The organism is Marinobacter sp. R17, assembly GCF_003789045.1.
Lineage (GTDB): Bacteria > Pseudomonadota > Gammaproteobacteria > Pseudomonadales > Oleiphilaceae > Marinobacter_A > Marinobacter_A mangrovi.
On record NZ_RHGZ01000030.1, the window covers coordinates 1 to 23,114 of the forward strand.

Annotated in this window: 23 protein-coding genes; 14 read left to right on the forward strand and 9 right to left on the reverse strand. The window is 60.8% G+C overall.

Going from position 1 to position 23,114, the window contains the following annotated elements; all coding sequences use genetic code 11:
* The first annotated feature begins 26 nt into the window (after window positions 1-26).
* Window positions 27-491: a hypothetical protein gene (locus tag EB809_RS17715; protein WP_123636177.1), complete on the forward strand. Its 465-nt coding sequence runs from the start codon at window positions 27-29 to the stop codon at window positions 489-491.
* Window positions 492-794: 303 nt separating this feature from the next.
* Here the strand turns inward: EB809_RS17715 and tyrS are convergent, their stop codons facing one another.
* Window positions 795-1,997 (reverse strand): tyrosine--tRNA ligase, encoded by a 1,203-nt coding sequence (gene tyrS, locus EB809_RS17720; RefSeq protein ID WP_123636178.1) that lies wholly within the window; start codon window positions 1,995-1,997, stop codon window positions 795-797.
* A gap of 301 nt (window positions 1,998-2,298) precedes the next feature.
* Here tyrS and EB809_RS17725 point away from each other — a divergent pair, with 301 nt between their 5' ends.
* Both EB809_RS17725 and EB809_RS17730 read left to right on the forward strand, forming a co-directional pair.
* Complete coding sequence (locus EB809_RS17725) at window positions 2,299-3,714, forward strand: OapA family protein (RefSeq protein WP_123636179.1); 1,416 nt, start codon at window positions 2,299-2,301, stop codon at window positions 3,712-3,714.
* 4 nt (window positions 3,715-3,718) lie between these two features.
* The gene (locus EB809_RS17730) at window positions 3,719-4,822 is read left to right on the forward strand and encodes an anhydro-N-acetylmuramic acid kinase (protein WP_123636180.1); all 1,104 of its coding nucleotides are present in this window, start codon (window positions 3,719-3,721) and stop codon (window positions 4,820-4,822) included.
* Window positions 4,823-4,877: 55 nt separating this feature from the next.
* Here EB809_RS17730 and erpA read toward each other — a convergent pair whose 3' ends face one another.
* The 4 genes from erpA to argC form a co-directional block, all read right to left on the reverse strand.
* Window positions 4,878-5,231 (reverse strand): iron-sulfur cluster insertion protein ErpA, encoded by a 354-nt coding sequence (gene erpA / locus EB809_RS17735; protein ID WP_123636181.1) that lies wholly within the window; start codon window positions 5,229-5,231, stop codon window positions 4,878-4,880.
* A gap of 68 nt (window positions 5,232-5,299) precedes the next feature.
* Window positions 5,300-5,770, reverse strand: coding sequence for a polymer-forming cytoskeletal protein (locus EB809_RS17740; protein ID WP_123636182.1), 471 nt, complete (start codon window positions 5,768-5,770; stop codon window positions 5,300-5,302).
* 3 nt (window positions 5,771-5,773) lie between these two features.
* A complete protein-coding gene (locus tag EB809_RS17745) occupies window positions 5,774-6,514 on the reverse strand; it encodes a DUF6776 family protein (protein ID WP_123636183.1) in 741 nt (246 codons plus the stop codon).
* Between the two features lie 13 nt (window positions 6,515-6,527).
* On the reverse strand, window positions 6,528-7,565 hold the full coding sequence (argC, locus tag EB809_RS17750) for an N-acetyl-gamma-glutamyl-phosphate reductase (protein WP_123636184.1): 1,038 nt from the start codon (window positions 7,563-7,565) through the stop codon (window positions 6,528-6,530).
* 229 nt (window positions 7,566-7,794) lie between these two features.
* On the opposite strand from argC, the gene EB809_RS17755 reads away from it, so the two are divergent.
* The 7 genes from EB809_RS17755 to EB809_RS17785 all read left to right on the forward strand — a co-directional run bounded on the left by EB809_RS17755 (window position 7,795) and on the right by EB809_RS17785 (window position 15,165).
* Window positions 7,795-9,576, forward strand: coding sequence for a chloride channel protein (locus EB809_RS17755; RefSeq protein WP_123636185.1), 1,782 nt, complete (start codon window positions 7,795-7,797; stop codon window positions 9,574-9,576).
* 6 nt (window positions 9,577-9,582) lie between these two features.
* Window positions 9,583-10,005 carry a protoporphyrinogen oxidase HemJ gene (gene hemJ / locus EB809_RS17760; protein WP_123636186.1) on the forward strand — a complete coding sequence of 141 codons (423 nt, stop codon included), beginning with the start codon at window positions 9,583-9,585 and terminating at the stop codon, window positions 10,003-10,005.
* Window positions 10,006-10,030: 25 nt separating this feature from the next.
* Window positions 10,031-10,816, forward strand: coding sequence for a hydroxymethylpyrimidine/phosphomethylpyrimidine kinase (locus EB809_RS17765; RefSeq protein WP_123636187.1), 786 nt, complete (start codon window positions 10,031-10,033; stop codon window positions 10,814-10,816).
* Complete coding sequence (gene thiE, locus EB809_RS17770; protein ID WP_123636188.1) at window positions 10,813-11,466, forward strand: thiamine phosphate synthase; 654 nt, start codon at window positions 10,813-10,815, stop codon at window positions 11,464-11,466. The genes EB809_RS17765 and thiE overlap by 4 nt, the downstream gene beginning before the upstream one ends.
* Window positions 11,466-12,746 (forward strand): glutamate-1-semialdehyde 2,1-aminomutase, encoded by a 1,281-nt coding sequence (hemL, locus tag EB809_RS17775; protein WP_123636189.1) that lies wholly within the window; start codon window positions 11,466-11,468, stop codon window positions 12,744-12,746. The genes thiE and hemL overlap by 1 nt, the downstream gene beginning before the upstream one ends.
* A 338-nt stretch (window positions 12,747-13,084) precedes the next feature.
* Window positions 13,085-14,005 (forward strand): lipase family alpha/beta hydrolase, encoded by a 921-nt coding sequence (locus tag EB809_RS17780; RefSeq protein ID WP_123636190.1) that lies wholly within the window; start codon window positions 13,085-13,087, stop codon window positions 14,003-14,005.
* Window positions 14,006-14,244: 239 nt separating this feature from the next.
* Complete coding sequence (locus EB809_RS17785; protein WP_123636191.1) at window positions 14,245-15,165, forward strand: DUF4382 domain-containing protein; 921 nt, start codon at window positions 14,245-14,247, stop codon at window positions 15,163-15,165.
* A 10-nt stretch (window positions 15,166-15,175) separates the two neighbouring features.
* On the opposite strand, the gene EB809_RS17790 is transcribed toward EB809_RS17785, so the two are convergent.
* Genes EB809_RS17790 through mrcB form a run of 3 tightly spaced genes read right to left on the reverse strand, consistent with a single transcriptional unit; the run spans window position 15,176 to window position 19,010 of the window.
* Window positions 15,176-16,075 carry a DUF4382 domain-containing protein gene (locus EB809_RS17790; protein WP_123636192.1) on the reverse strand — a complete coding sequence of 300 codons (900 nt, stop codon included), beginning with the start codon at window positions 16,073-16,075 and terminating at the stop codon, window positions 15,176-15,178.
* 35 nt (window positions 16,076-16,110) lie between these two features.
* Window positions 16,111-16,665: a tetratricopeptide repeat protein gene (locus tag EB809_RS17795; RefSeq protein ID WP_123636226.1), complete on the reverse strand. Its 555-nt coding sequence runs from the start codon at window positions 16,663-16,665 to the stop codon at window positions 16,111-16,113.
* Window positions 16,665-19,010 (reverse strand): penicillin-binding protein 1B, encoded by a 2,346-nt coding sequence (mrcB, locus tag EB809_RS17800; RefSeq protein ID WP_223808023.1) that lies wholly within the window; start codon window positions 19,008-19,010, stop codon window positions 16,665-16,667. Before mrcB ends, EB809_RS17795 begins: the two co-directional genes overlap by 1 nt.
* 200 nt (window positions 19,011-19,210) lie before the next feature.
* Between mrcB and EB809_RS17805 the strand changes: the two genes are divergently transcribed.
* From EB809_RS17805 to EB809_RS17815, 3 genes are read left to right on the forward strand one after another with little or no spacing between them, the layout of a single operon-like run.
* On the forward strand, window positions 19,211-20,770 hold the full coding sequence (locus EB809_RS17805; protein WP_123636194.1) for an AAA family ATPase: 1,560 nt from the start codon (window positions 19,211-19,213) through the stop codon (window positions 20,768-20,770).
* Between the two features lie 52 nt (window positions 20,771-20,822).
* The gene (locus tag EB809_RS17810) at window positions 20,823-21,176 is read left to right on the forward strand and encodes a pentapeptide repeat-containing protein (protein ID WP_123636195.1); all 354 of its coding nucleotides are present in this window, start codon (window positions 20,823-20,825) and stop codon (window positions 21,174-21,176) included.
* Window positions 21,177-21,193: 17 nt separating this feature from the next.
* Window positions 21,194-21,523, forward strand: a complete 330-nt coding sequence (locus tag EB809_RS17815) for a Rieske (2Fe-2S) protein (RefSeq protein ID WP_123636196.1) — start codon at window positions 21,194-21,196, stop codon at window positions 21,521-21,523.
* A 3-nt stretch (window positions 21,524-21,526) separates the two neighbouring features.
* Here EB809_RS17815 and sfsA read toward each other — a convergent pair whose 3' ends face one another.
* The gene (gene sfsA / locus EB809_RS17820) at window positions 21,527-22,237 is read right to left on the reverse strand and encodes a DNA/RNA nuclease SfsA (RefSeq protein ID WP_123636197.1); all 711 of its coding nucleotides are present in this window, start codon (window positions 22,235-22,237) and stop codon (window positions 21,527-21,529) included.
* A gap of 398 nt (window positions 22,238-22,635) precedes the next feature.
* Here sfsA and dksA point away from each other — a divergent pair, with 398 nt between their 5' ends.
* Complete coding sequence (dksA, locus tag EB809_RS17825; RefSeq protein WP_123636198.1) at window positions 22,636-23,076, forward strand: RNA polymerase-binding protein DksA; 441 nt, start codon at window positions 22,636-22,638, stop codon at window positions 23,074-23,076.
* Window positions 23,077-23,114: the final 38 nt, after the last annotated feature.

Consider the following 23,114-nt stretch of genomic DNA (forward strand, 5'->3'; position numbering starts at 1 on the left):
CCTGCCGCCAGCGTTCAATCTGAGCCATGATCAAACTCTTCAGTTTAAATCAAGCAGAAGCCGAAGCTTCTAAATCTGCTCAAGACAACACTCAAATTCATCCTCTCAAAAGAGAGTCTGACAGGTCGCTGCCTCGATATCTCTTGCCGAAATACCTCAGTCAGCGCCCACACGAATTACTTGGTCAATTTTTTAAAGAGCCGGGCTGTTGCCCTGTTGAGGCCGCGTATTCTACCGCTTCGCTCAACCTTGTCAACCGTTATTTTTCAGCGCTTTCGATGCTTCCGAAAGCCGCCGAGTCGTGCCGGCTGACCCGTTCAAGGTGGCGCGCATTCTACACTGCTTTGCCACCCTGTCAACCGCTGTTTTTAAGAAATCTGAAACTCGAAATTCTTAAGCAAAACAATCGGTTGCCTTTCGATTCCGAGCCCGCCTCAGTGGCGCACCCCTCGAAAGAGATGCGCATTCTACAGACCCCAGCGGACCTGTAAAGCCCTTTTTAAAGCTTTTTAGTCAAAGTCTCGGTTTTCCGAAAGGAACTGTTCAGAAGACGACCAGATAACCCTCGAATCCGATCAACAAACAACCAGAGCCAAGAGCGATACCGCCATTCGGCGCCCCGCCCTACCTCTCACAAGATGAGGGCGACCTCTTCTCAACTCAATACGACCATAAAAAAGAGGCCATTCCCGATGAAGGAATGGCCTCTTCTATACCAACAAGACGGATTATCCGCCCATCTTCTTTCTCATCAGCCATCGCCAACGGCTAAATGCCTCTACCTATAAAGGCATTCAATCGACAATCACAACCCGGGCAATCTTCTTCTTGCCCGCCTGGATGACGACATCCTCCCCCCGGGCAAACATGCGATCATCTTTCAACTGCTCGCCATTGATGTAAACAGCACCCCGACCGAAGACATCTTTGGCCGCCTTGCCGTTCTGGGCCAGCCCCGCCTCTTTGAGCAGCGACACAATATGGATGCTGTCGCGATCACCCAGAGACACAGAGACCTCCGGCACATTTTCCGGAATCTCCCCCAGCGCGACCTGGTTACCCGCCGACTTATGCGCATTTTTTGCGGCTTCTTCATCATGGAAGCGGGCGATAATCTCTTCGGCCAATACCCGCTTGTAGTCCTGCGGGTTCGCACCACCTTCAACAGCTTTGCGGAACTCTTCCACTTCGGCCAAAGGGCGGAAGCTCAGCAATTCAAAATAACGCCACATCAGACTGTCCGGGATCGACAGCAATTTGGTAAACATCTCACCCGGCGAGTCGTTGACGCCAACGTAATTGCCAAGCGACTTGGACATCTTCTGCACACCATCCAGGCCCTCGAGGATCGGCATCGTCAGAATGACCTGCGGTTCCTGATCGTAACGGCTCTGAATCGTACGCCCCATTCCCAGGTTAAAACGCTGGTCCGTACCCCCCAGCTCAACATCCGCTTTCAGGGCCACGGAGTCATAGCCCTGTACCAGCGGGTAAAGGAACTCATGAATGGCGATCGGCTGATTACCCTCATAGCGCTTGGAGAAGTCATCCCGCTCCAGCATCCGTGCCACCGTGCTCTGACCTGCCAACTGAATCATGTCCGCAGCGGACATCTTGTTCATCCAGTCCGAGTTGAACGCAACCGTCGTCTTCTCCGGATCGAGGATCTTGAAGACCTGCTCTTTATAGGTCTGCGCATTCCGGGATACCTGCTCCGGTGTCAGCGGCGGCCGAGTGGCGCTCTTGCCGGTCGGATCACCAATCATGCCGGTAAAGTCCCCGATCAGGAAAATCACCTCATGCCCCAGATCCTGGAAGTGACGCAGCTTGTTAATCAGGACGGTATGACCGAGATGGAGATCCGGCGCCGTGGGATCAAAACCCGCCTTGATACGCAGACGACGGCCAGACTTCAGCTTTTCGATCAGCTCGTCTTCCGGCAGAAGATCATCAACGCCTCGCTTGATCAGCGCCAGGGCATCATCGATTGCGGTCATTCATCCTTCCTCTATTACCAGTCGGTTTTAACAAAGCTCAACACAACACTGCAGAGCGTTACCTGCTGACTTGATACAGTTCTCACTGTTCAGTTTTTGGCCAGCTCATACTAGAATCCAGCGTTTTGGCCGGCACGGGCGCCGCATTATATCAAGGACGCCCCGGTTTCGCCGGCCGGGATTTGTACGGCTAAAGCCGTTTGCAAGGGCTGTTGCCAGCCGTTTGGCATGCACTATACTTCGGACTAACTTTAACTATTTGGCACAACATCCAGTTGCGTCAGGGAAAACAGGTTTCAACGTGCTCAAGACATTCCCCAAAAAACACCTGATCGCTGCGGGCACGCTCAGCGCCGTTGTCGGCCTCGCTTTTGTGTTGAGCCCAGGCGATCCCGCGGAAGCCGGCCGTACATCGGTATCTCTCGACCAGGCCGATTCCAAACCTGAAGAGAAAGCACAACCCGAGACGGCGCCCGTGTCCGACTCGGTGGTGGCGTCATCGCAACCGGAGGCACAGCGCCCATCGGACAAGCCGGAAGAGATTGCCAAAGCCGACCAGCCAGCGCAAGAGACGGCGTCTGCCCCTGTGACGCCGGCTGAACCGGAGCTGGACTGGCAGCGCTTCACCATTAAAAGTGGCGATTCTCTGACCACGCTCTTCAAGAAAGCCGGATTCAACAGCTCCCTGATGTTCTCGGTGATCCACGGAGAGGGTGACGCGGATAAACTGGAGCGCTTGTACGCCGGCGAATCCATCGCTTTTGCCACCGATGACAGCGGCGAGTTGCAGCAGGTCGAGTTGACCCGCAATCGCCTGGAGTCCCTGCACATCGAACGTCAGGATGAAGGCTTCGCCGGACAGATCGTCACGCGCGAGCCGGAACCCCGCCCGGTTTATCGGCACGGCGTGATTGACGATTCGCTCTACCTGTCGGCTCGCGACGCGGGCCTGGACGACCGGCTGACCATGGAGATGGCAGGCATCTTCGGCTGGGATATCGATTTCGTCTACGACATCCGGAAGGGCGACAAGTTTGAAGTGCTCTACCAGGACCTCTACCTGGACGACGAGAAGATCGACACCGGCAACATCCTGGCCGCCAAGTTCATCAATCGCGGCAAAGAGACCATTGCCCTGCGCTACACCGACGAGAACGGCGACACCGACTACTACACCCCCGATGGCCACAGCCTGCGCAAAGCCATCCTGCGCACGCCGATCAATGCCCGCGTCTCGTCGCCGTTCAACCTGCAGCGCCGTCATCCGGTGCTGGGCGTCGTCCGCCCTCACGAGGGCACAGATTACGCAGCGCCGCCGGGAACGCCCATCAAGGCCGCTGGCAATGGTCGCGTCGTCTCCGCCGGCTGGAAAGGCGGGTACGGGCGCGCCGTCGTGATCCAGCATGGCGACAATATCTCCACGCTGTACGCCCACATGCGCGCCATTGCCAAAGGCATGCGCAGCGGCGTCCGCGTCAAGCAGGGGCAGACCATCGGCTACCTGGGCTCGTCCGGCCTGGCCACCGGACCGCATCTGCATTATGAATTCCGGATTAACGGCGTTCCGCGCAATTCCCGCTCCGTCAAACTGCCGGATGCCAGTCCTGTGCCGAAAGCGGAAATGGCGCGCTTCCAGGCGAAGACCCAAACACTGCTGACCGCACTCAACGAGGCTCGAGGCGAAAGACAGATTGCCCTGGGCCCGGAGAGTGAGTGAATCGATGACCGAACCGGCCTACATCGGGCTCATGTCCGGAACCAGCATGGACGGTATCGATGCGGTGTTGGCGTCATTTCCCGGTGATCGCGTGGACATCCACGGCACCTACTCACTGCCGTATACCGACACGCTCCGCCAGCGCTTGACCCGCGCCTGCCAGAACCAGGCGACGCCGGATGAGGTCGGAGAATTGGACCATGAACTCGGTGCACTTTTCGGCGAGGCAGCGAGTGGTGTGATCGAGGCCGCGGACTGGCCCCGGGCATCGATCGTCGCCATCGGCAGCCATGGCCAAACGATCCGGCATCAGCCGTCGGGCAAGCACCCCTTCACCACACAGATTGGCGACCCCAACCTCATCGCGGAAGCCACGGGCATCACGACCGTCGCCGACTTCCGTCGGCGCGATCTGGCAGCGGGCGGCCAGGGAGCACCTCTGGTCCCGGCCTTCCATCGCGCTTTTTTTGGGAATGACCAGGCAAACCGCTGCATCGTCAACATTGGTGGCATAGCCAACATTACCTGGCTGCCACACGCCGAACCAGACCAGGCGCTGGGCTTCGACACCGGACCGGGCAATGCGCTGCTCGACGCCTGGTGTCTCAAGCAGACCGGACGCCCCTATGACGACAATGGCCACTGGGCCCAAACCGGCAAGATAAACCAGGCCCTGCTTACCGACATGCTCAGCGACGCCTATTTCCGGCGCCCGGCCCCCAAGAGCACCGGCAAGGAACGCTTCAACCTGTCCTGGATTGAGACCGTCATTGCACGCCACCCGGACATCCCTGCCAACGACGTGCAGTGCACGCTGGTGGAACTGACGGCCCGCTCACTCGCCATGCAGCTTCCCCAATCGGCGGATATCTCGTTGTATATTTGCGGTGGTGGCGCGCGCAACCGGTTCCTGATGGAGCGCATCGAGACCGTCCTGCCAGACGCCACCATCGAAACGACGGCCGCCCTGGGTCTGGATCCGCAATGGGTGGAAGGGGTAGCGTTTGCCTGGCTGGCCAAGCGCACGCTGGATCAGCAAACCGGCAACCTGCCGGCTGTGACCGGAGCGCGTGGCGAGAGAATCCTGGGGGCCATTTACCAGGGCTAGAACGCAAAAAGGCCTGCTTCCAAAAGCAGGCCTTTTCAGCGAAACCCAACCGATCCTAGATCGAAAACGACGATCCACAGCCGCAGGTCGTCGTGGCATTCGGGTTCTGGACCATGAACTGCGCCCCCTGCAACCCTTCCTGGTAGTCAATCGTCGCACCGATCAGGTACTGGTAACTCATGGGGTCGACCAGCAGCGTGACGCCATCCTTTTCGATGATGGTATCGTCCTCTTCCTGGGCTTCGTCAAAGGAAAAGCCATACTGGAAGCCGGAGCAACCGCCGCCGGTCACAAAGACGCGAAGCTTCAGATCGGGATTTTCCTCTTCCTCGACCAGCTCCCGAACTTTGGCCACAGCGTTGTCGCTGACAAACATGGGTGTGGCTACCTGTTCCTGAACTGCACTCAAGGGTCGCCTCCTGGGTAAAAAAAAAGCAGCTACCGGTGGATTATCCAATTCCCGACTAAAACAGTCAATTATTCAGACCGCTCCTCCGCGGATTCGGCGTCCGCCTCATTCTGCGACGCCGGATTGGCTTCCAGTGCCTCCCGCGACTGGCGCAGCAGGCCGACCGGCTCCTTCTGGTGGACCAGGTTGCCGTTGACTTCGGCGCCCATCGCCATCTGGATCAGGCTGTAGTAGACATTCCCGTTAATGGAGGCTTTCTGGGCCAGTTCAAGGTGCTCCGAAGCGTACACATCGCCGTGTACCGTGCCGTTGATGATCACGTGCGGAGCGACGATATCACCCTCCACCGCGCCGATTTCGGAAACACGCAGGATGGCCGAGGTGCCCTCCTCAGCCATCACCTTACCGCGGACGCGTCCGTCGATATGCAGACCGCCGGAGAATTCGACATCGCCGGAAATCGCGGTCTTGCTGGAAATCAGGGTATCGAAATGCCCCGTGGTCGGTTTACGCGATTTCTGCTTCTTGTTGCCGAGCATGCCTTATTTCTCCATCACCGATTGCCATTCAAACGTTCGTTCACTCTGGGTCGCCTTTCGCCCTTCCGCTTTCGCCACCACTTGCACTTCCAGCGGCTCGAAGCCATCGGGCAGCGTCATGACACCCTCAATATCCTGGAAATACCGGTATCGAAACCGGATCCCCAGGTCTTCGATATCTTTCGACAAGTCGCGTAGCGCCACCACCTGCCGTTTGCCGTCCTGCTCGCCGATGACGTTCACCGCCACGTTGCCGGCAATATAGCTGCGATTGTCACCCACCTGCGTCAACACCAGCTTGAAACGAACCGCCCGGTCACCGGGGCGCTGCTCCAGCTCCAGTCGCTGGATCGTCAGCCCGTTGTCGGATTCCGACGGCGCCATGATGTTCTTGTAGAACGTCAGATCCGCCTTGACGGAACTCAGCCGGTCTTCCAGTCGCGAGATCGTATGCCGCGCCTGGGACAGAGCTTGCTGATCAATCTTGCGACCACGCTCCAGGTTGATCATCTGCTGCTGCAGGTCCGTTTGCTGCGTGCGCATGGCCGAGAGCTCACCGCTCAGATCCGGCCCGGGTTCGGCCTCCGTCGTAAACCGGAAACCACCTTGTGCCATACCGGCAAGATAGCCCACACCCGCGAAAATCAAACTGACGACCAGCAGAATCAACCATCGCTTATACCGCTGCCCCGGCTGATAGCGGACAACAATGTACTCACCCTGTTTCTTGCGATCGGAAGCCAACGATCGGCCTCCGTTACGGCAACAGGGCCGGCGCTGCCAGCCCCGCGGTTTCTTCGAGACCGAACATGATGTTCATGTTCTGGACCGCCTGGCCGGCCGCGCCCTTGACCAGATTATCGATCACCGAGGACACGATGATCACCGGGCTGTCCTCCTGACGGTGCAGGGCCATCCGGCAATGGTTGGCACCGCGTACACTGCGGGTTTCGGGATGAGCACCGAACGGCATGACGTCGACAAACGGCTCGTTTTCGTAGCGCTTCTCGAACAGGCCCTGCAGGGTGTCAAAGGACACCGGATCCCGCACTTCCGCATACAGGGTGGCTTCGATGCCACGGATCATCGGCAGCAGATGCGGCACGAAGGTCACGCCAACGTTGCCACCGGCGGCCAGCTCCAGCCCCTGACGGATTTCCGGCAGGTGGCGGTGGCCGGAGGCGCCATAGGCCTTGAAGCTCTCGCCAATCTCGCCATGCAGCATGCCGATCTTGCCCTGACGACCGGCACCGCTGGCGCCGGACTTGGCGTCCGCCACCAGGTGAGCGGGATTCACCAGACCGTTCTCCAGCAGCGGCAGGAAACCCAGCTGGACCGCGGTGGGATAACAGCCGGGATTGGCCACCAGCTGGGCCTCGCGAATCTGCTCCCGGAATACCTCCGGCAGACCGTAGACGGCTTTTTCGGCCCAGTCGGCCGACTCATGGGGCATGCCGTACCACTTGGCCCAGACGTCCAGGTCCCGGATCCGGAAGTCCGCGGACAGGTCGACGACCCGCGTGCCAGCAGCGATCAAACCGGGCACCATGCGCATGGCCACACCGTGAGGCGTGGCAAAGAACACCAGGTCGCATTGAGCCAGGGCGGCTTCGTCCGGCTCAGTGAAAGTCAGATCAAAGTAGCCGCGCAGGTTTGGGTACATATCGGCAACGGGCTGGCCTGCCTCGGATCGCGAGGTGGTCATGGCCACTTCCACGTCCGGATGGGTTGCCAGAATCCGCAGCAGTTCCACCCCGGTGTACCCGGTTCCGCCGACAATACCTACCTTGATCAATGCTCTGTCCTCCTCGCTGCCCGGTTGCAGGGCGACCGTCTTGAATCGGCGGACAGTCTAACATGATATTGATCAGGCTTTTGGCACGCTGTGTAGCGCCAATTACAATAGAATAAGTCATTGTTACGTTTGACATACACACGGCCCCGGAGTCCGTCAGCCGCCCCACAACCAGAACAGGAAGGCCTCGCTGGCAGCCGGGACGCCCCTACAAAAGGCATTCCTACGCATGAGCAGACTGAGGCAACGCATTGTTGACGAGCTGATCCCCCTTTTCCGGAGACGCTTGTCGGGCGTGGATGCTTTGCCCCAGCTGTCCATCCTCGGGCTGATCTCCGGGATTATCACAGGCCTGGTGATCCTGCTGTTTCGTCTGGCCATCGAGTGGCCGCTTTCGGAATTCCTGCCGGGCGGGCACAACGAATCGTTCGAGAGTCTGGACTGGGTCGTTCGGGGCTTGCTGCCACTGTGCGGCGCCCTGCTGCTGGGCCTGTTGATGCACGGGCTGGTCATTTCCGATCGCAAGGTCGGCGTCACCTACGTCATGGAACGCCTGAACTACCACCAGGGTTACATTTCCCTGCGCAGTGCCATCGTGCAGTTCATTCTCGGCGTGGGCACCGTGGTTACCGGCCAGTCATCCGGCCGGGAAGGCCCGGCGGTGCATCTTGGGGCGGCTTTCTCCAGCCTGCTGGGTCAATGGATGAAGCTGCCCAACAACAGCATCCGTACCCTGGTGGCCTGTGGCTGTGCGGGGGCCATCTCCGCGTCGTTCAATACGCCGATCGCCGGCGTCATCTTCGCGATGGAAGTGGTGATGATGGAATACACCATTGCCGGATTTACCCCGGTGATCCTGACTTCGGTCAGTGCCGGGGTGGTGACCCAGGCCGTTTATGGCTCGGCACCGGCGTTTACCGTGCCACCACTGACCATGAACTCCCTGCTGGAAATCCCCTGGATCCTGGTGATCGCCGTGGTCATCGGCGTGGCCTCGGCGGGATTTGTCCGTCTCCTCGTGCTGTCCACCCGCTTCAATGACAAGCCGATCCTGTTGCGCATGGCGGCCGCCGGCCTGCTGATGGTGCCGGTAGCCATCCTGGTGCCGGAAATCATGGGCATCGGCTATGACACCGTCAGTGAGACCATCCACGACCAGATCCCGCTTCTGCTGCTGCTCGCCATCGCGCTGACCAAGCTGGTGATCACCGCCATTACGATCGGCCTCGGCATGCCCAGCGGCCTGATCGGCCCGACGATTTTCATCGGTGCCACGCTGGGCGGCGCGATGGGCCTGGTGGGGGCCGCCGTGGCGCCGGACATCGCCTCCAGTACCGGGTTCTACGCCATGCTGGGGATGGGCGCGATGATGGGATCCGTCCTGCAGGCGCCGTTGGCCGCGCTCATGGCGCTGATTGAGTTGACTCGCAACCCCAACATCATCCTGCCGGGCATGCTGATCGTGACCGTCTCCAGCCTGGTGGCCAGCGAAGTGTTCGGTCAACGTTCGATCTTCCTGTCGGTGCTTAAGAGCCAGGGATTGAGCTACCAGAACTCGCCGGTGATCCAGGCACTGCGTCGGGTCTCTGTGGGCGCCATCATGGAGCGCAGTCTCCGGCGGGTGCAGCGCCGTATCGGTCCGGAGATCGCCAAGGAAATCCTCAAGACCGAACCCCGCTGGCTGATCGTCGATGGCCAGAATGGGCCCACCGCCCTGCTGCCGTCGGTGGACCTCGCGCGCTATCTGGAGGATCATGCCGAGAAGCTGGAGCCGGACCCGGAGGATCCCGAGAAAAATCCCGAGATCGACCTGATGGAAATTCCGGCCAACCGCCGGGATCTGGCGCCGATTCCCTATCAGGCAACCCTTGAGGAAGCCATGGCCCAGTTCAACGACAGTCGGGCCGAAGCGCTCTACGTGCAGCGCCATGTGGCCCCCATGATTCAGCGGATCATCGGTGTCGTACTGAAATCGGAAATCGAACACTACTACCAATACCGTAAGGAATAAGCCTCCATGCTTTGGGTTAAAGCCTTCCACATCATTGCGGTGGTGTGCTGGTTCGCCGCTATTTTTTATTTGCCCCGACTGTTCGTCTACCACGCCAGCTGCGAGGACGAGGCAGGTCGCGAGCGTTTCAAGATCATGGAACGCAAGCTGTACCGGGGCATCGGCACCCCGTCGATGATTGCGACGATTGTGCTCGGCCTGTGGCTGATCAGCTACAGCCCTTCGGCCTATTTAAGCCAGGGCTGGCTGCATGCGAAACTGGCGCTCGTGGCGCTACTGGTCGTCTATCACGTTTACTGCGGCCACCTGGTCAAGGTTTTCCGGGACGATGCCAACCAGCGGAGCCACGTGTTTTATCGCTGGTTCAATGAACTGCCGGTGCTGGTTCTGGTCGCCGTGGTGATCCTGGTCACCGTCAAGCCGTTCTGATTCACTGAAACATTCAGGTCACGCTATGCATCAACGCCCCCACGTCCTCATTCTCTCGGGTCTCGATCCGTCCGGCGGTGCCGGCATCCAGGCCGACATCCAGGCGGTGACCGCACTCGGTTGCCACCCGCTGCCGGTCATCAGTTGCCTGACCGTCCAGGACACGTGCAACGTCCACGGCGCCGAGGCGATCGATCCGGCCCTGGTTCGCCAGCAGCTGGAATGCCTGGCGAAGGACGTTCCCATCCACGCGGTGAAAACCGGGGCGCTCGGCAGCGCGGCCATCGTCGACGTACTGGTGGATTTCATGCGGGACCGCACGGGGATTCCCCTGGTGGTCGATCCCGTCATCAAGGCCGCCGGCGGCGGTGACCTGGCCGACGATGAACTGATTCAGGCCATGACCGCTCGCCTGTTCCAACTCGCCGACGTCATCACACCAAACGGCATCGAACTGGCCCAACTGGGCGAGGATGACGATACCGAAGCTGCCGCCAGAAGATTACTGGAAGCCGGTTGCCCCGCGGTCCTCGCGACCGGCGGCCACGGCACCGGCCCGCAGATCATCAACCGGCTATTCCGGGCCGGTACGGATACGAAGGAATGGCACATCGATCGATTGGGCGGTGAATACCATGGTTCCGGCTGCACGCTGGCTGCCGGCATCGCCGCCGGTCGCGCCAAGGGCCTGTCGCTGGAAGACGCGATTGAACGCTCCCAGTATCTGGTCGCCCGGGCCATCGACCAGGCGCTGACCGTGGGCAAGGGCCAGCCAGTGCCGGATCGCAGTGTCGCGATGGTGTCATCATGAACCCCGGGGAAACGCTTCGACCGGGGCTCTATGCCATCACCGATCCCGACCTGTTGCCGGGCGACCAACTGGTGCCGGCGGTCGAAGCCGCCATCCGCGGGGGCGCGGTGCTGGTCCAGTACCGCGACAAACAGGCGACGGATACGGAGCGCCTGATGCGGGCGCGGGATCTGGTCAGCGTCTGCGCCAGCCACCAGGTTCCCCTGCTGATCAATGACGACGCTGCCCTGGCAAAACGGGTGGGCGCGGCCGGCGCTCATCTCGGCCAGGAAGATGGCAACATCGCCGAAGCCCGCGCGCTGCTGGGGCCGGACGCCATTCTCGGCAAGACCTGCCACGCCAGCCTCGAACTGGCTCAGGCAGCCCGCGAAGCCGGGGCCGATTACCTGGCCTTTGGCCGTTTTTTCCCATCCATGACCAAGCCAGGTGCGCCGGCAGCGACGCCGGACATCCTGCAACAGGCGCAGTCGTTGGGACTTCCCCTGAGTGCCATCGGTGGCATCAGCCTGGAAAATGCCCCGCTATTGATTGCCAAGGGCGCGGACCTGCTGGCTGTCATCGGTGGCCTGTTTGGAACCGATGACATCGAAACCCGCGCCCGTGCCTTTACCGACCTTTTTGCCAAGACCACCGAACAGGAGTCCTCCTGATGACCCAGTCCGAAACCCTTTTCAAAAACGCCCAGCAGTACATCCCCGGCGGCGTGAACTCGCCGGTGCGGGCGTTCAAGGGCGTTGGCGGCACCCCCATCTTTATCAAGACCGCCAAAGGCGCCTACCTCTATGACGAGGACGACAATCGCTACATCGACTACATCGGTTCCTGGGGGCCCATGATTCTCGGCCACCGCGACCAGCGGGTGATTGATGCACTGCACGCCCAGATCGACGTGGGCGTGGGCTACGGCGCGCCGACGGCGATCGAAACCGCCATGGCCAAGAAAATCTGCGAGCTGGTGCCCTCCATCGACCTGGTGCGCATGGTCAACTCCGGCACCGAAGCCACCATGAGCACCATTCGCCTGGCCCGGGGCTACACCGGTCGGGACAAGATCGTGAAGTTTGAGGGCTGTTACCACGGCCACGTGGATTCGCTGCTGGTTAAAGCCGGTTCCGGCGCCCTGACGCTGGGTGTGCCCAACTCCCCGGGCATTCCCGCCAGCCTGGCCGAACACACGCTGACAGTGCCGTTCAATGACATCGAGAGCGTGCGCAAGGTGTTCGCCGAAATGGGCGACGAGATTGCGGCCGTTATCGTTGAGCCGGTCGCCGGCAACATGAACTGCATCCCGCCGGTACCGGGGTTCCTCGAAGGACTGCGCAACGTCTGCGACCAGCACGGCAGCGTGCTGATTTTCGACGAGGTGATGACCGGCTTCCGCGTCTCCCTGGGCGGCGCCCAGGAGCACTATGGCGTCACCCCGGACCTGACGGCACTGGGCAAGGTGATCGGCGGCGGGCTTCCGGTCGGCGCATTTGGCGGCAAGCGCGAGATCATGTCACACATTTCACCGCTGGGCCCGGTTTACCAGGCGGGCACCCTGTCCGGTAACCCGCTGGCGATGCGCGCGGGCCTGACCACGCTGGAAGCCATCTCCGAACCCGGCTTCCACGATCGCCTGACCGAGAAGACCAACACCCTGCGTGACGGTTTCAAGCGTGCCGCCAATGCCGCCGGTGTGCCGCTCGTCGTGCAGAGCGCCGGGGCGATGTTCGGCTTCTTCTTCACCGACCAGAATCAGGTGAACACCTTCGAGGATGTCATGCGTTGCGATGCGGAGCGTTTCGGTCACTTCTTCAACGGCATGCTCAAGGAAGGCGTTTATCTGGCGCCTTCGGCCTTCGAAGCCGGCTTCACCAGCGCCGCGATGAGCGACGAGGACATCGAACACACCCTGACCGCCGCCCGCAAGGTCATGGACACCCTGTAAATCTCAGAACCTCAAGGGATGGCCGGCCCCGCCGGCCATCCCTTGTCACACCGGGCCAGTTAAGCGACCCGCATCACATCTCCACCCTCAAGGCCTGTCCGGCTCAAGTAATCCGCCCGCCTTTGCTGAATACTGACTTTGTCCGTCAAAGCAGTCTGCGACCGTCTGTCAGAACACAACAACAAGGCGATCAGAGGTACGCAGGCGGCGCCATAAAGCCGCTACCGATCGTTCGCCCACTGGCAGATTCTGCAGTTTGGCTGGGTCGTTCCGCTCGTCCGGAGCCGGTCCGACCCCGACACCAAGACAACAACAAACACACGGTAGGAACGACGACAATGAAACACTGGTTCAAGCTGCTCGCCCTGACGGGCGCGCTGGCGTGGTCCATGCCGGCTGCGGCCTGGTGGTGGGACTCCACGCCCTCTGACTACGCAAAAACACGCTACCCCATCGTGCTGGTCCACGGCATGTTCGGTTTTGATGATATCGCCGGCTACGACTACTGGTACGGTATTCCGGAAGATCTGCGCGACAACGGCGCCAAGGTGTTCCTGACCCAGGTACCTGCCCTGGATACCTCCGTCGAACGCGGCGAGGCCCTGCTGCCGCAGATCGAAGCCATTGCGGCGGTCTACGGCAAGGTGAACCTGATCGGCCACAGCCACGGCGGGCCCACCGCGCGCTATGTGGCCCGCGTGCGTCCGGACCTGGTGGCTTCCGTGACCACGGTCGGTTCGCCTCACAAGGGCTCTGCGGTCGCAGACCTGATTGCCGGTTCGCCGGTTGAAGGCCCGGTAGCCGGACTGGCCAATGCCTTGGGCGGACTGATCGACCTGCTGTCCGGCGGCGGCTATAACCAGGACTTCAGTGCCAGCGTGGCGTCCCTGTCCACCGAGGGCAGCGCCGAGTTCAACGCCTTCGCACCAGCCGGCATTCCTACGTCGGCTTGTGGCGAGGGCGCATACAGCGCCAACGGCATGCGTTTCTATTCCTGGGGTGGCACCGGTCATCTGACCAATGCGCTGGATCCCTCCGATGCCCTGCTGCTGGTCACCGCCGCGGCGTTCGGGACGACCGCCAACGACGGTCTGGTCGGACGCTGCAGCAACCATTTCGGCAAGGTGATCCGCGACAACTACTTCATGAATCACCTGGACGAAGTGAATCAGGCTTTGGGTCTGCACAGCCTGTTCGAGACCGATCCCAAGACGGTCTACCGGCAACAGGCCAACCGCCTGAAGAACGCGGGCCTCTGATCCCCGCGGGCCGGCAGCCTCCGGGCGGCTGCCGGCCTTTCCCGTCCCAGCGAATCCCTCCTCTTATTTCAAGCGTACCCAATCCTGTTAAACGATCGTAATTTTGGGGCAGGAACTCCCGTAATGTCGCATGCGTTACAAATAGGAAAGTGACGTAATGGCCGGTATATCGAACCAATCAACAGATAGCCAGCCGTTGGCGACACACAACAACATCGGATGATGAGAGGAGAAATCCAATGAAAAAGAAGTTCGTACAGGGTTTCGCGATCTCCGCCATGACGGCCGCTCTTGCCGCCTGTGGCGGTGGTGGTAGCAGCGACGACGGGGCAGCCACCGGTACGGTGTCAGTCGGCATGACGGATGCGCCCGTCGATTCTGTCCAGGAAGTGAACGTCACGGTTACGGGTCTAGTGCTGCAACCGTCAGGCGATGGTGGCGAAAGACGCACCTTCACACTCGACGAGCCAGCCCATATCAACCTCCTTAACCTCCAGAACGGCAACATTGCCCAACTCGTCACCAACGAGGAAGTTCAGGCCGGTGACTACAATTGGATGCGTCTTGAATTGGCAGAAGACACCATAGACAACTTCTCAGTCGTTCCAGATGGAGGAGGCGAATACGCGCTGAAGGTGCCGTCCGGCCAGCAACGCGGCTTGCAAACGTCTGGCTTCACAGTACCCGCAGGTGGTACGGCGAACTTCACCATTGATTTCGACGTGCGGAAGTCTTTGACTGAGAAGAGCGACAATGAATATATCCTGCGCCCGACGTTGCGCCTGACCGACAACACCGAGGTCGGTACAATTTCCGGCTCGGTTGACCCCACCCTCGTCTCTACCGCCTGTAGCGATACTGTAGATACCAGCGTGTACGCGGGTAATGTATACATCTACAGTGGTGCTGATGCCACCACAGACGACTACGGTAGTGATAATGAGCCGATGGTCAGTGTACCGGTGGACACCTCATCCGGCGATAACTCCTATACCGCAGCCTTCATTCCAGAAGGCGATTACACCGTGAGCTACACCTGTGATATGGAAGAACAGGACGCTGACGGCAATGAAATTGACGAGGACATTGCATTCCACGACACGCAGAATGCCACTGTCACCGCGGGCGAAACCACAACGGTCGATTTCGTTAACCCATAACGAAAGCGTATTACTCCAGATCGAGGTCGGTATCCTCACCGGCCTCGACCTCCACATTCACCGGATCGAGGAAGGACAGGGACTCGTCCGCCTCGACATCGTCCTTGTCACAGCTGTAGCTGACCGTGTAATCCCCTTCGTTGAGCAACGATGCCTTGTAGCGATAGACGCCCGGGTTATCACGGTTGTTGACGGGGACCGCCGCAACCGGTTCGGTCGCACCTCCCAGGTCATCCGGCTCCACGTCCGCCCCTTCGTAGACATACACCAGCCCGGCGAAGTCGCCGACGCTGGCGCAGCGCGTCTGGAGGATGGTTGATTCGTCGACGGTTCCGGAAATGGAACCGACGTTGTCGTCCTTGACCAGCCGAAGGACCGGCTTGAGGAAATAGGTGGACGGGTTGAGCGTTGGCGCCACGACGGATTTGCGGACGTCGAAATCCAGCGTCATGGACACCGACTTATTATCCCCGACGCTGAAACCGGCATTCACCTTGAGGCCGGACTGGTCGCCGGACGGGATCACCAGTCCATAAGTGCCACCGTCATCGCCGGTGACGTATTGATCGCTGCTTTGCTGGCTCAGGATCAGACGCACCCACTCATAGCTGGCGGCCGGCACGCCTTCATCATTCAGTAGCGTTTCGACATCGCCATTCTGCAGGTCGAGCAGATCGATCGGCTGCGGGTCATCAAAATTAATGGTGATGCTGTCGTCGTCTGAGGGTTTGAGCTCGACGCCCGTGACTGTAATGACGACTTCCGCCAGATCATCCACCGGCGCATCGGCCAGCTTCAGGGTCAGGGAGCCGTCCTCATCGGAGCCGACCGTACCAAATTCCCATTCACAACCACCCAGCCCCGCCAAGGCGGCCACCATCACCACACCGCAACACGTCCGTTTCTGCATCACACCCTCCTGAATCCCTGGGCTCGGCGGTCTGCTTACAGTGCGGCGGCCCGCGCTTCAGCCTGCTCGGCACCGGCCACGTTGCCGGAGGCCCGGCGGATGTCCGCCAGCATATGCCAGCCCGTGCGTTGGAGCCCGGTATCCGATCCCGCCAGCGATAATCCCTTCAAGGCAAACTGTTCGGCCTTGCCCAACTGGTTTTCTGCTTTGTAGGCGTACGCCAGCTTGAAATAGACCTTGCTGGAGCGCGGCGAGATGCGTTGCGCCCGTTCGAGCTGACTGATGGCCGCCCGGGTATCGCCCTCCGCGAGCATCACATCGGCTTTCTGGACCAGGCTGGCTGCCGCCGGTGAGATGGCTTCGCTCTCGTCCTGGTAGCTCGGCGCCGGCTTCGACGCTTTGGACTCCGGGCTTTCCTGCGGCTGTTCCGAGGCGCGCGGCGCCGCTTCCGGCTCGCTGGCGGTGGGCGGCGGTGGCGCGTTGTCCTGGGACTGTCCAGCCGGCACGTAAATGGAACCACCCGGTCCACTGGCGCAACCGGCCAGCAAGGTCATACCCAGGCACAAACCGGGAAACAGTCGTTTATGCATCATTCAAAGAGTCCTTCAAACCAGCTCCGGACCCGACGCGTCAGGTCGCCGGAGCAATTGACCGTGTCTTTGGGCTCGCTGCCAACGATAAAGGGCACGAACCGCGCGTTGTCACAGGATTCACTGGTCAGTGCCTGTTGCTGACCGTCCACCCATTCATACTTTACATCAGTCGGCACGACGGGCGAGAACCCATACTGGGGAATCCGGGACATGATATTGGCCCACACCGGCAGGGCGCCGGTGGCACCGGTCAGGCTGGTCGGGCCGTTGTCATCCCGACCGACCCAGGCGACCGTGACCAGGTCGCCGCTGAAGCCGGCGAACCAGCTGTCGCGACCGTCATTGGTGGTGCCGGTCTTGCCCGCCAGCCCCAGATCGGAGGACAGGTAACGATAGGCGGAGCGACCGGTGCCCTCGCGCATGACTTCCTGCATCGCGTACTGCACCAGATGGACCGCGGCCGGGTCGACCACCTGATCGACTTCGAGCCCGTAACGGGACAGGATCTTGCCGTCGGACGTCATCACCTCGCGGATGGTACGTAACGGCGTATTAAAGCCGGAGGTGGCCAGCCCCTGATACATCGATGCCACCTCGACCGGCGACAGGTTGATCGCACCGAGCAACATCGACGGGTAGCTCTGGACCGGCTCGTTGAGCCCCAGCTTGTGCAGGTTATCGATCACTTCGTCGATGCCGACGTCCAGCCCCACCCGGACCGTCGCCAGGTTATAGGACTTTGCCAGCGCCCGGTGCAGCGGCACCATGCCGTGGGACTCATGCTCGTAATTCTCCGGCGACCAGCGACGGCCGTCGTCGAATACCAGCGTGAAGGGTTCGTCCTTGATCGGCGTGATCAACGTGTACTTGTCCGGATGGCTCAGTGCCGTCAAATAGATGAACGGCTTGATCAACGAGCCAATCGGCCGACGCGCATCGACGGCCCGGTTGAAGCCGGCAAACTTGGGTTCCCGACCGCCCACCAGCGCCAGCACCTCGCCGCTGTCCCGCGAGGTGACCACCGCGGCGGATTCCAGCGTCTTGTCCTTGCCGCCGCCATCGAGCCGGTCCAGCGTCTTGCGCACGGACTGCTCGGTGATGCGCTGGATCTCGGGATTCAGCGTGGTGAAGATGCGCAGGCCGGCACTCTTCAGGTCCTCGTCCTTATATTCCCGGGCCAGGTGACGACGCACCAGATCCAGATAGGCGGGATACCGAGCGCTGCTGTAAGACGGCTTGTTGACCACATCCAGTCCGCGCTGTTTGGCCTTGGCAATCTTGTCGGCCGACACCTTGCCGGTCTGGGCCAACAAATCCAGAACCAGATTGCGACGCTTCAGCGCCCGCTGCGGATGGCGCCGGGGATCGTAGTAGCTGGGGCCCTTGATAATCGCCACCAGCAAAGCGACCTCGTGCAAATCCAGATGACTGAAGGATTCCCCGAAATAGAACTGACTGGCCAGACCGAAGCCGTTGATGGAGCGGGCACCGGCCTGTCCCAGGTACACCTCGTTGAGATAGGTCTGCAGGATTTCCGGCTTGTCGTAGTGCAGTTCCAGCAGCATGGCCATAATGGCCTCGTTGCCCTTGCGCACCAGCGTCTGCTCGCGGCTGAGGTAGAGGTTCTTGACCAGCTGTTGGGTCAACGTACTGCCGCCCTGCACCACATGCCCGGCACGCACGTTCGCCCACATGGCCCGGGCAATGGAGAGCGGCGCGATGCCCCAGTGCTGATAGAAGTCCCGGTCTTCGGTCGCCAGAAGGGCGGGTACGAAAAAGTCCGGGGCATCGGACAGCTTGATCAGGATGCGGTCCTCCTTATGGGCAGGATAGATACCGCCGATCTGTATGGGCTCCAGGCGCACCACCGGTGAGTCCGGGCCTGCGGTCACCCGGAACTGCTGGACGCGATCGCCGCTGAGATTGAAACGCAGCCGGCGAGCGGGCTCCTCACCATCCGAGAAACGGAAGGCACGGGTGTAGATCTCGAAGGTGCGTCCGTTGCGACTGTAAGTGCCGGGCTCCCGGGCCGAGCGGACCGGCGTATACCCCAGTTGCGAGAGCTCGTTGCTCAGGCCCACCGTGGTCACGGCGGCGCCATCGTAGAGCTCCAGCGGACGGGCATAGACCCGCGAGGGAATTTCCCAGCGCCGGCCCTCGAACTTCGAGGTCACGACCGCGTCCAGGTACACCGTCCAGCCCGCCAGTACCACGAGACCGACCAGTCCCAGGCGCCAGAAAACACGCCAGAAACGGGAGCGAAAACCCTGCTTTGACGGGGACTTACGTTGTTTTTTCTTACTGTTACCGCGACCGCGGTTTTTCGGGGATGATTTGGCCATGGCGCGCATTATAACCAGACCGCCTCACGGGAAGCCCACAGGTTGTGAAACTGTAATACAGGGAAGCACAGAGCGGGTCAGAGGCGCTCCGCCCTCCCGTCGCCGCGCCTTTCTGTGAATCGCCCACTGTCATTTGGGGACTGGAACGCTATCATAGGTCGCGACACGTCAATGCAGACCCCGACGCAAAGGAGAGACCCGTGAGCAATGACCTGATCAGTGCCCTCCAGGACCCCGCCCGCTATGACCACCCGGTGGACGACTTCAAGGTCCTGGAAACCCACATTTCCTGGGTCATCCTCACCGGTCCCTACGCCTACAAGATCAAGAAGCCGATGGATTTCGGCTTCCTCGATTTTTCATCCCTGGATCGCCGCAAGCATTTCTGCGAGGAAGAGATCCGCCTTAACCGTCGATTGGCGCCGGATCTGTATGAGGCCGTGGTCCCCATTACCGGCAGTGCGGAAAACCCAACCCTGGGCGGCGACGGCGAACCGTTCGAGTACGCGATCCGCATGCGTCAGTTCGACCAGGCCAACCTGCTCGACGCGATACAGGAAAAAGGCAACCTGACCAGCAAGGCGATGAAGGATCTGGCGCGCCAGACGGCCCAGTTTCACCGGGATCTGCCACGGGTACCGGACGACAAGCCACTGGGCACGCCGGAAGCGGTCTACGCGGCCATGCAGGAGAATTTCGATCAGGTCCGCCCTCTGCTGGACGATGCTGACCTGCTCAAGCAGGTGGATGAGCTGGAAGCCTGGACCCGCACCACCTTCAATCGCCTGGAAGACAAGATCGCCCAGCGCCGCAGCGACGGGTTCGTGCGGGAGTGCCACGGCGACCTGCACTTGTCCAATATCACCTATTACGACGGTGACGTCACCGTCTTCGATTGCATCGAGTTCAACGAGCCCTTCCGCTGGATCGATGTGATCAATGACGTCGCCTTCCTGCTGATGGACCTGGAATCCCGTGGTGAAAACGGTCTCGCCATGGACGTCCTGAACACCTACCTGGAATACAGCGGTGATTACGAGGCCCTGCCACTGTTGCCACTATACAAGGCTTACCGGGCCATGGTTCGGGCCAAGATCGCCCTGTTCACCCGAGGCAACGAGGGGCTGAGCGAAGCGGACAAGGCCGGATTACTGGATACGTTCCGCAGCTACGCGCAGCTGGCCGACAGTTACGGCACCTGCCCGAACCCCTACCTGCTGGCCACAACCGGCCTCTCCGGCAGCGGCAAGACAGTGGTCAGTGGTGCCCTGGCACGGGAGTTGGGACTGATCCGTCTGCGCTCTGACGTGGAGCGCAAGCGCCTGCACGGACTGAGCCCCCTGGACAACAGCCGCTCAGGTATTGGTGCGGATATATACAGCGCCGAATCCAACCAGAAAACCTACGATCGTCTGGCCGCCCTGGCGCAGAACATACTGCTCTCGGGCTACCCCGTGATCATCGATGCGGCCTGCCTCAAGCACGCCGAGCGGGCGCGGTTCGACGATCTGGCGGCGGAACTCGGTATGCCGTTCGCCCTGATCGATTGCCAGGCGCCGGAAGCCCTGCGTCGCAAGTGGATCCGGGCCCGCAATGACGATGCCTCCGAAGCCACCGAGGCGCTGCTCGACAAGCAGCTCACCTGGCTGGAGCCGATCGCGGAAGACGAAAAAGCGCACACCGTCCACGTGCACACGGAAGAGGACCGAGTTGCGGAGAGTCTGGCCGACCGCATCCGGAGCCATTTCTCGCTCGCGTGACCGGCGGACGCCACTACACTGATGACAAGCCCATGAGACAGGAGTCGGATCCATGGAAGACACGGTACGCGTACTCGATCACCCGCTTTACCAGACCCTGCGCAATGAGAACATCCAGGCGTTCAACGAGGCCAAGGGCGGCCTCGACACCTATCCCAGCTTTTCCCATGGGGACTTTCGTGGCCTGGACCTCAGGGGCATCGACGTGGCGGGCCTCGACCTGAGTCACGCCTATTTTCGCGGTGCCGACCTGCGAGGCATCGACTTCAGCCGGGCCAACCTGGAAGGCGCCAGCATTGCCGGCGCCAAGATCTCGGGCTGCCTGTTTCCCATTGAGCTGCATGCGGACGAGATCGTGATGTCGCTGAATCATGGCACCCGCATGCGCTACAACATGACCAAGTAATCCAACGACCCAGCATCATGCCGGCGACCATCACGCTCATCGATGACCTGGCGGAGAACGAATGCCGCCAGTTCGACCTGCCCGACACGACCTTCGGTGGCTTTGTGGTCCGCCATCGCGGACAGGTCTACGCCTACCATAATGTGTGCCCTCACCTGGGCATTGCGCTGAACTGGCTGCCGGACCAGTTCATGGACGCGGACCGCTGCTTCATCCAGTGTGTCAATCACCACGCGCTGTTCACCGTCGATGACGGCCATTGCATTACCGGCCCCTGCGCCGGTGACAACCTGACCCCGCTCACCGTCGAACGGCAGGACGGGATGCTGTTGATCCACGTCGGCTGACGTTCAATCCAGCACCACCGGCAACGGTGTTTCCAGCGCCAATGACGTCGGGCTCAGATTGGCCCGCCAAGCCAGGATTTTCACTCCGTTCTGCGCCGCTTCGCGCAGCAGCCGACCGTATTCCGGGTCGATATGATCGGCCGGCGCGACGCTCTCCACCCCGGTATGGTTGACGCAGAAAAACAGCACCGCACGGTCGCCGGCGGCGGCCTGCGCCATGAGCTCCCGCAGGTGTTTCTGGCCCCGGGTGGTCACTGCGTCCGGAAAATACCCCCGCCCGCCCTCGCCGAGCGTCACGTTTTTCACCTCCACCCAGGCATCGGGTTGGTCGGCGTGGCCCGACAGGTGCAAATCGATACGACTCTTTTCACTGCCGTAACGGACTTCGCTGCGCAGCTTTGAATAACCCGCCAGCGCATCGATCCGTCCCGCCTCAATGGCGGCACGGACCTGATGATTGGGACGGGATGTGTTGATCAGCGCCAACGTCTCCGGCGCGACCTCCACCAGCTCCCAGGTGTATTTGAGCTTGCGCTTGGGATCGTCGCTGTAAGTCAACCAGACCCGGCTGTCCGGCGCCTTGCAGCCCAGCATGGAGCCGGTATTGGGGCAATGGGCCGTCACCACCCGGCCATCGTCCAGCGCCACATCCGCCAGAAACCGCTTGTAACGCTTGATCAGCCGCCCTTCGATCAACGGCGCAGGAAATTCCATGATTCTCTCCAACAGTCAAATTGGGCTTCAGCAAACACGAACGAGTCATCCGGGCGAGAGCCGATCCTTGCCCCACCACGATGAACCTTTGAAAATCAGCGCCCTATCATACCGATTCCACCTCCAGCGGACAGGTTGCGCAGCCTTGACGTGCAGGACTAGCGCGACTCAGGTGAATCTGCTATTTTCCGCAGATTCATTGAGTCCCGCATCCAGTCTGAGGCAAGGGGCGAAGGCACCCGACAAAAAATGCTACGCTGGTACTCAGGCAAACAGGCCGGGACGGGTGACAGGAATCTGGGGTGACTGCCCACGGCAGCCGCCATGCCCTAAAGGCCGGGCCTCCGGACCCATGGTGGTCGGAGCCTCCTTGGAGTATTGAGAAGAGGCTGGTTTCTATGCCGAATATCGAAGAAAAAGCCCGCGAGCGGTTCACTAACTTCACGCCTTACGAAATGAAGAAAGGCGAGGAGTACATGAGTGAAGACATGCTGGAGCACTTCCGCCAGCTGCTACTTCAATGGAAGCAGGAACTGATGGAAGAAGTTGACCGCACCATGCATCACATGCAGGAAGATGCGGCCAACTACGCCGACCCCAGCGACCGGGCCACTCAGGAAGAGGAATTCAGTCTGGAGCTGCGCACCCGCGACCGGGAACGCAAGCTGATCAAGAAGATTGACCAGACCATCGATCGCATCGACAAGGACGACTACGGCTTCTGCGACCAGTGCGGCGTGGAAATCGGTACTCGCCGTCTGGAAGCTCGTCCGACAGCGACGCTCTGCATCGACTGCAAGACGCTGGCGGAAATCCGCGAGCGCCAGACCGGAATCTGATCCAGCCAACACCAGGACGCCGGGCGCCAGACGTCCGG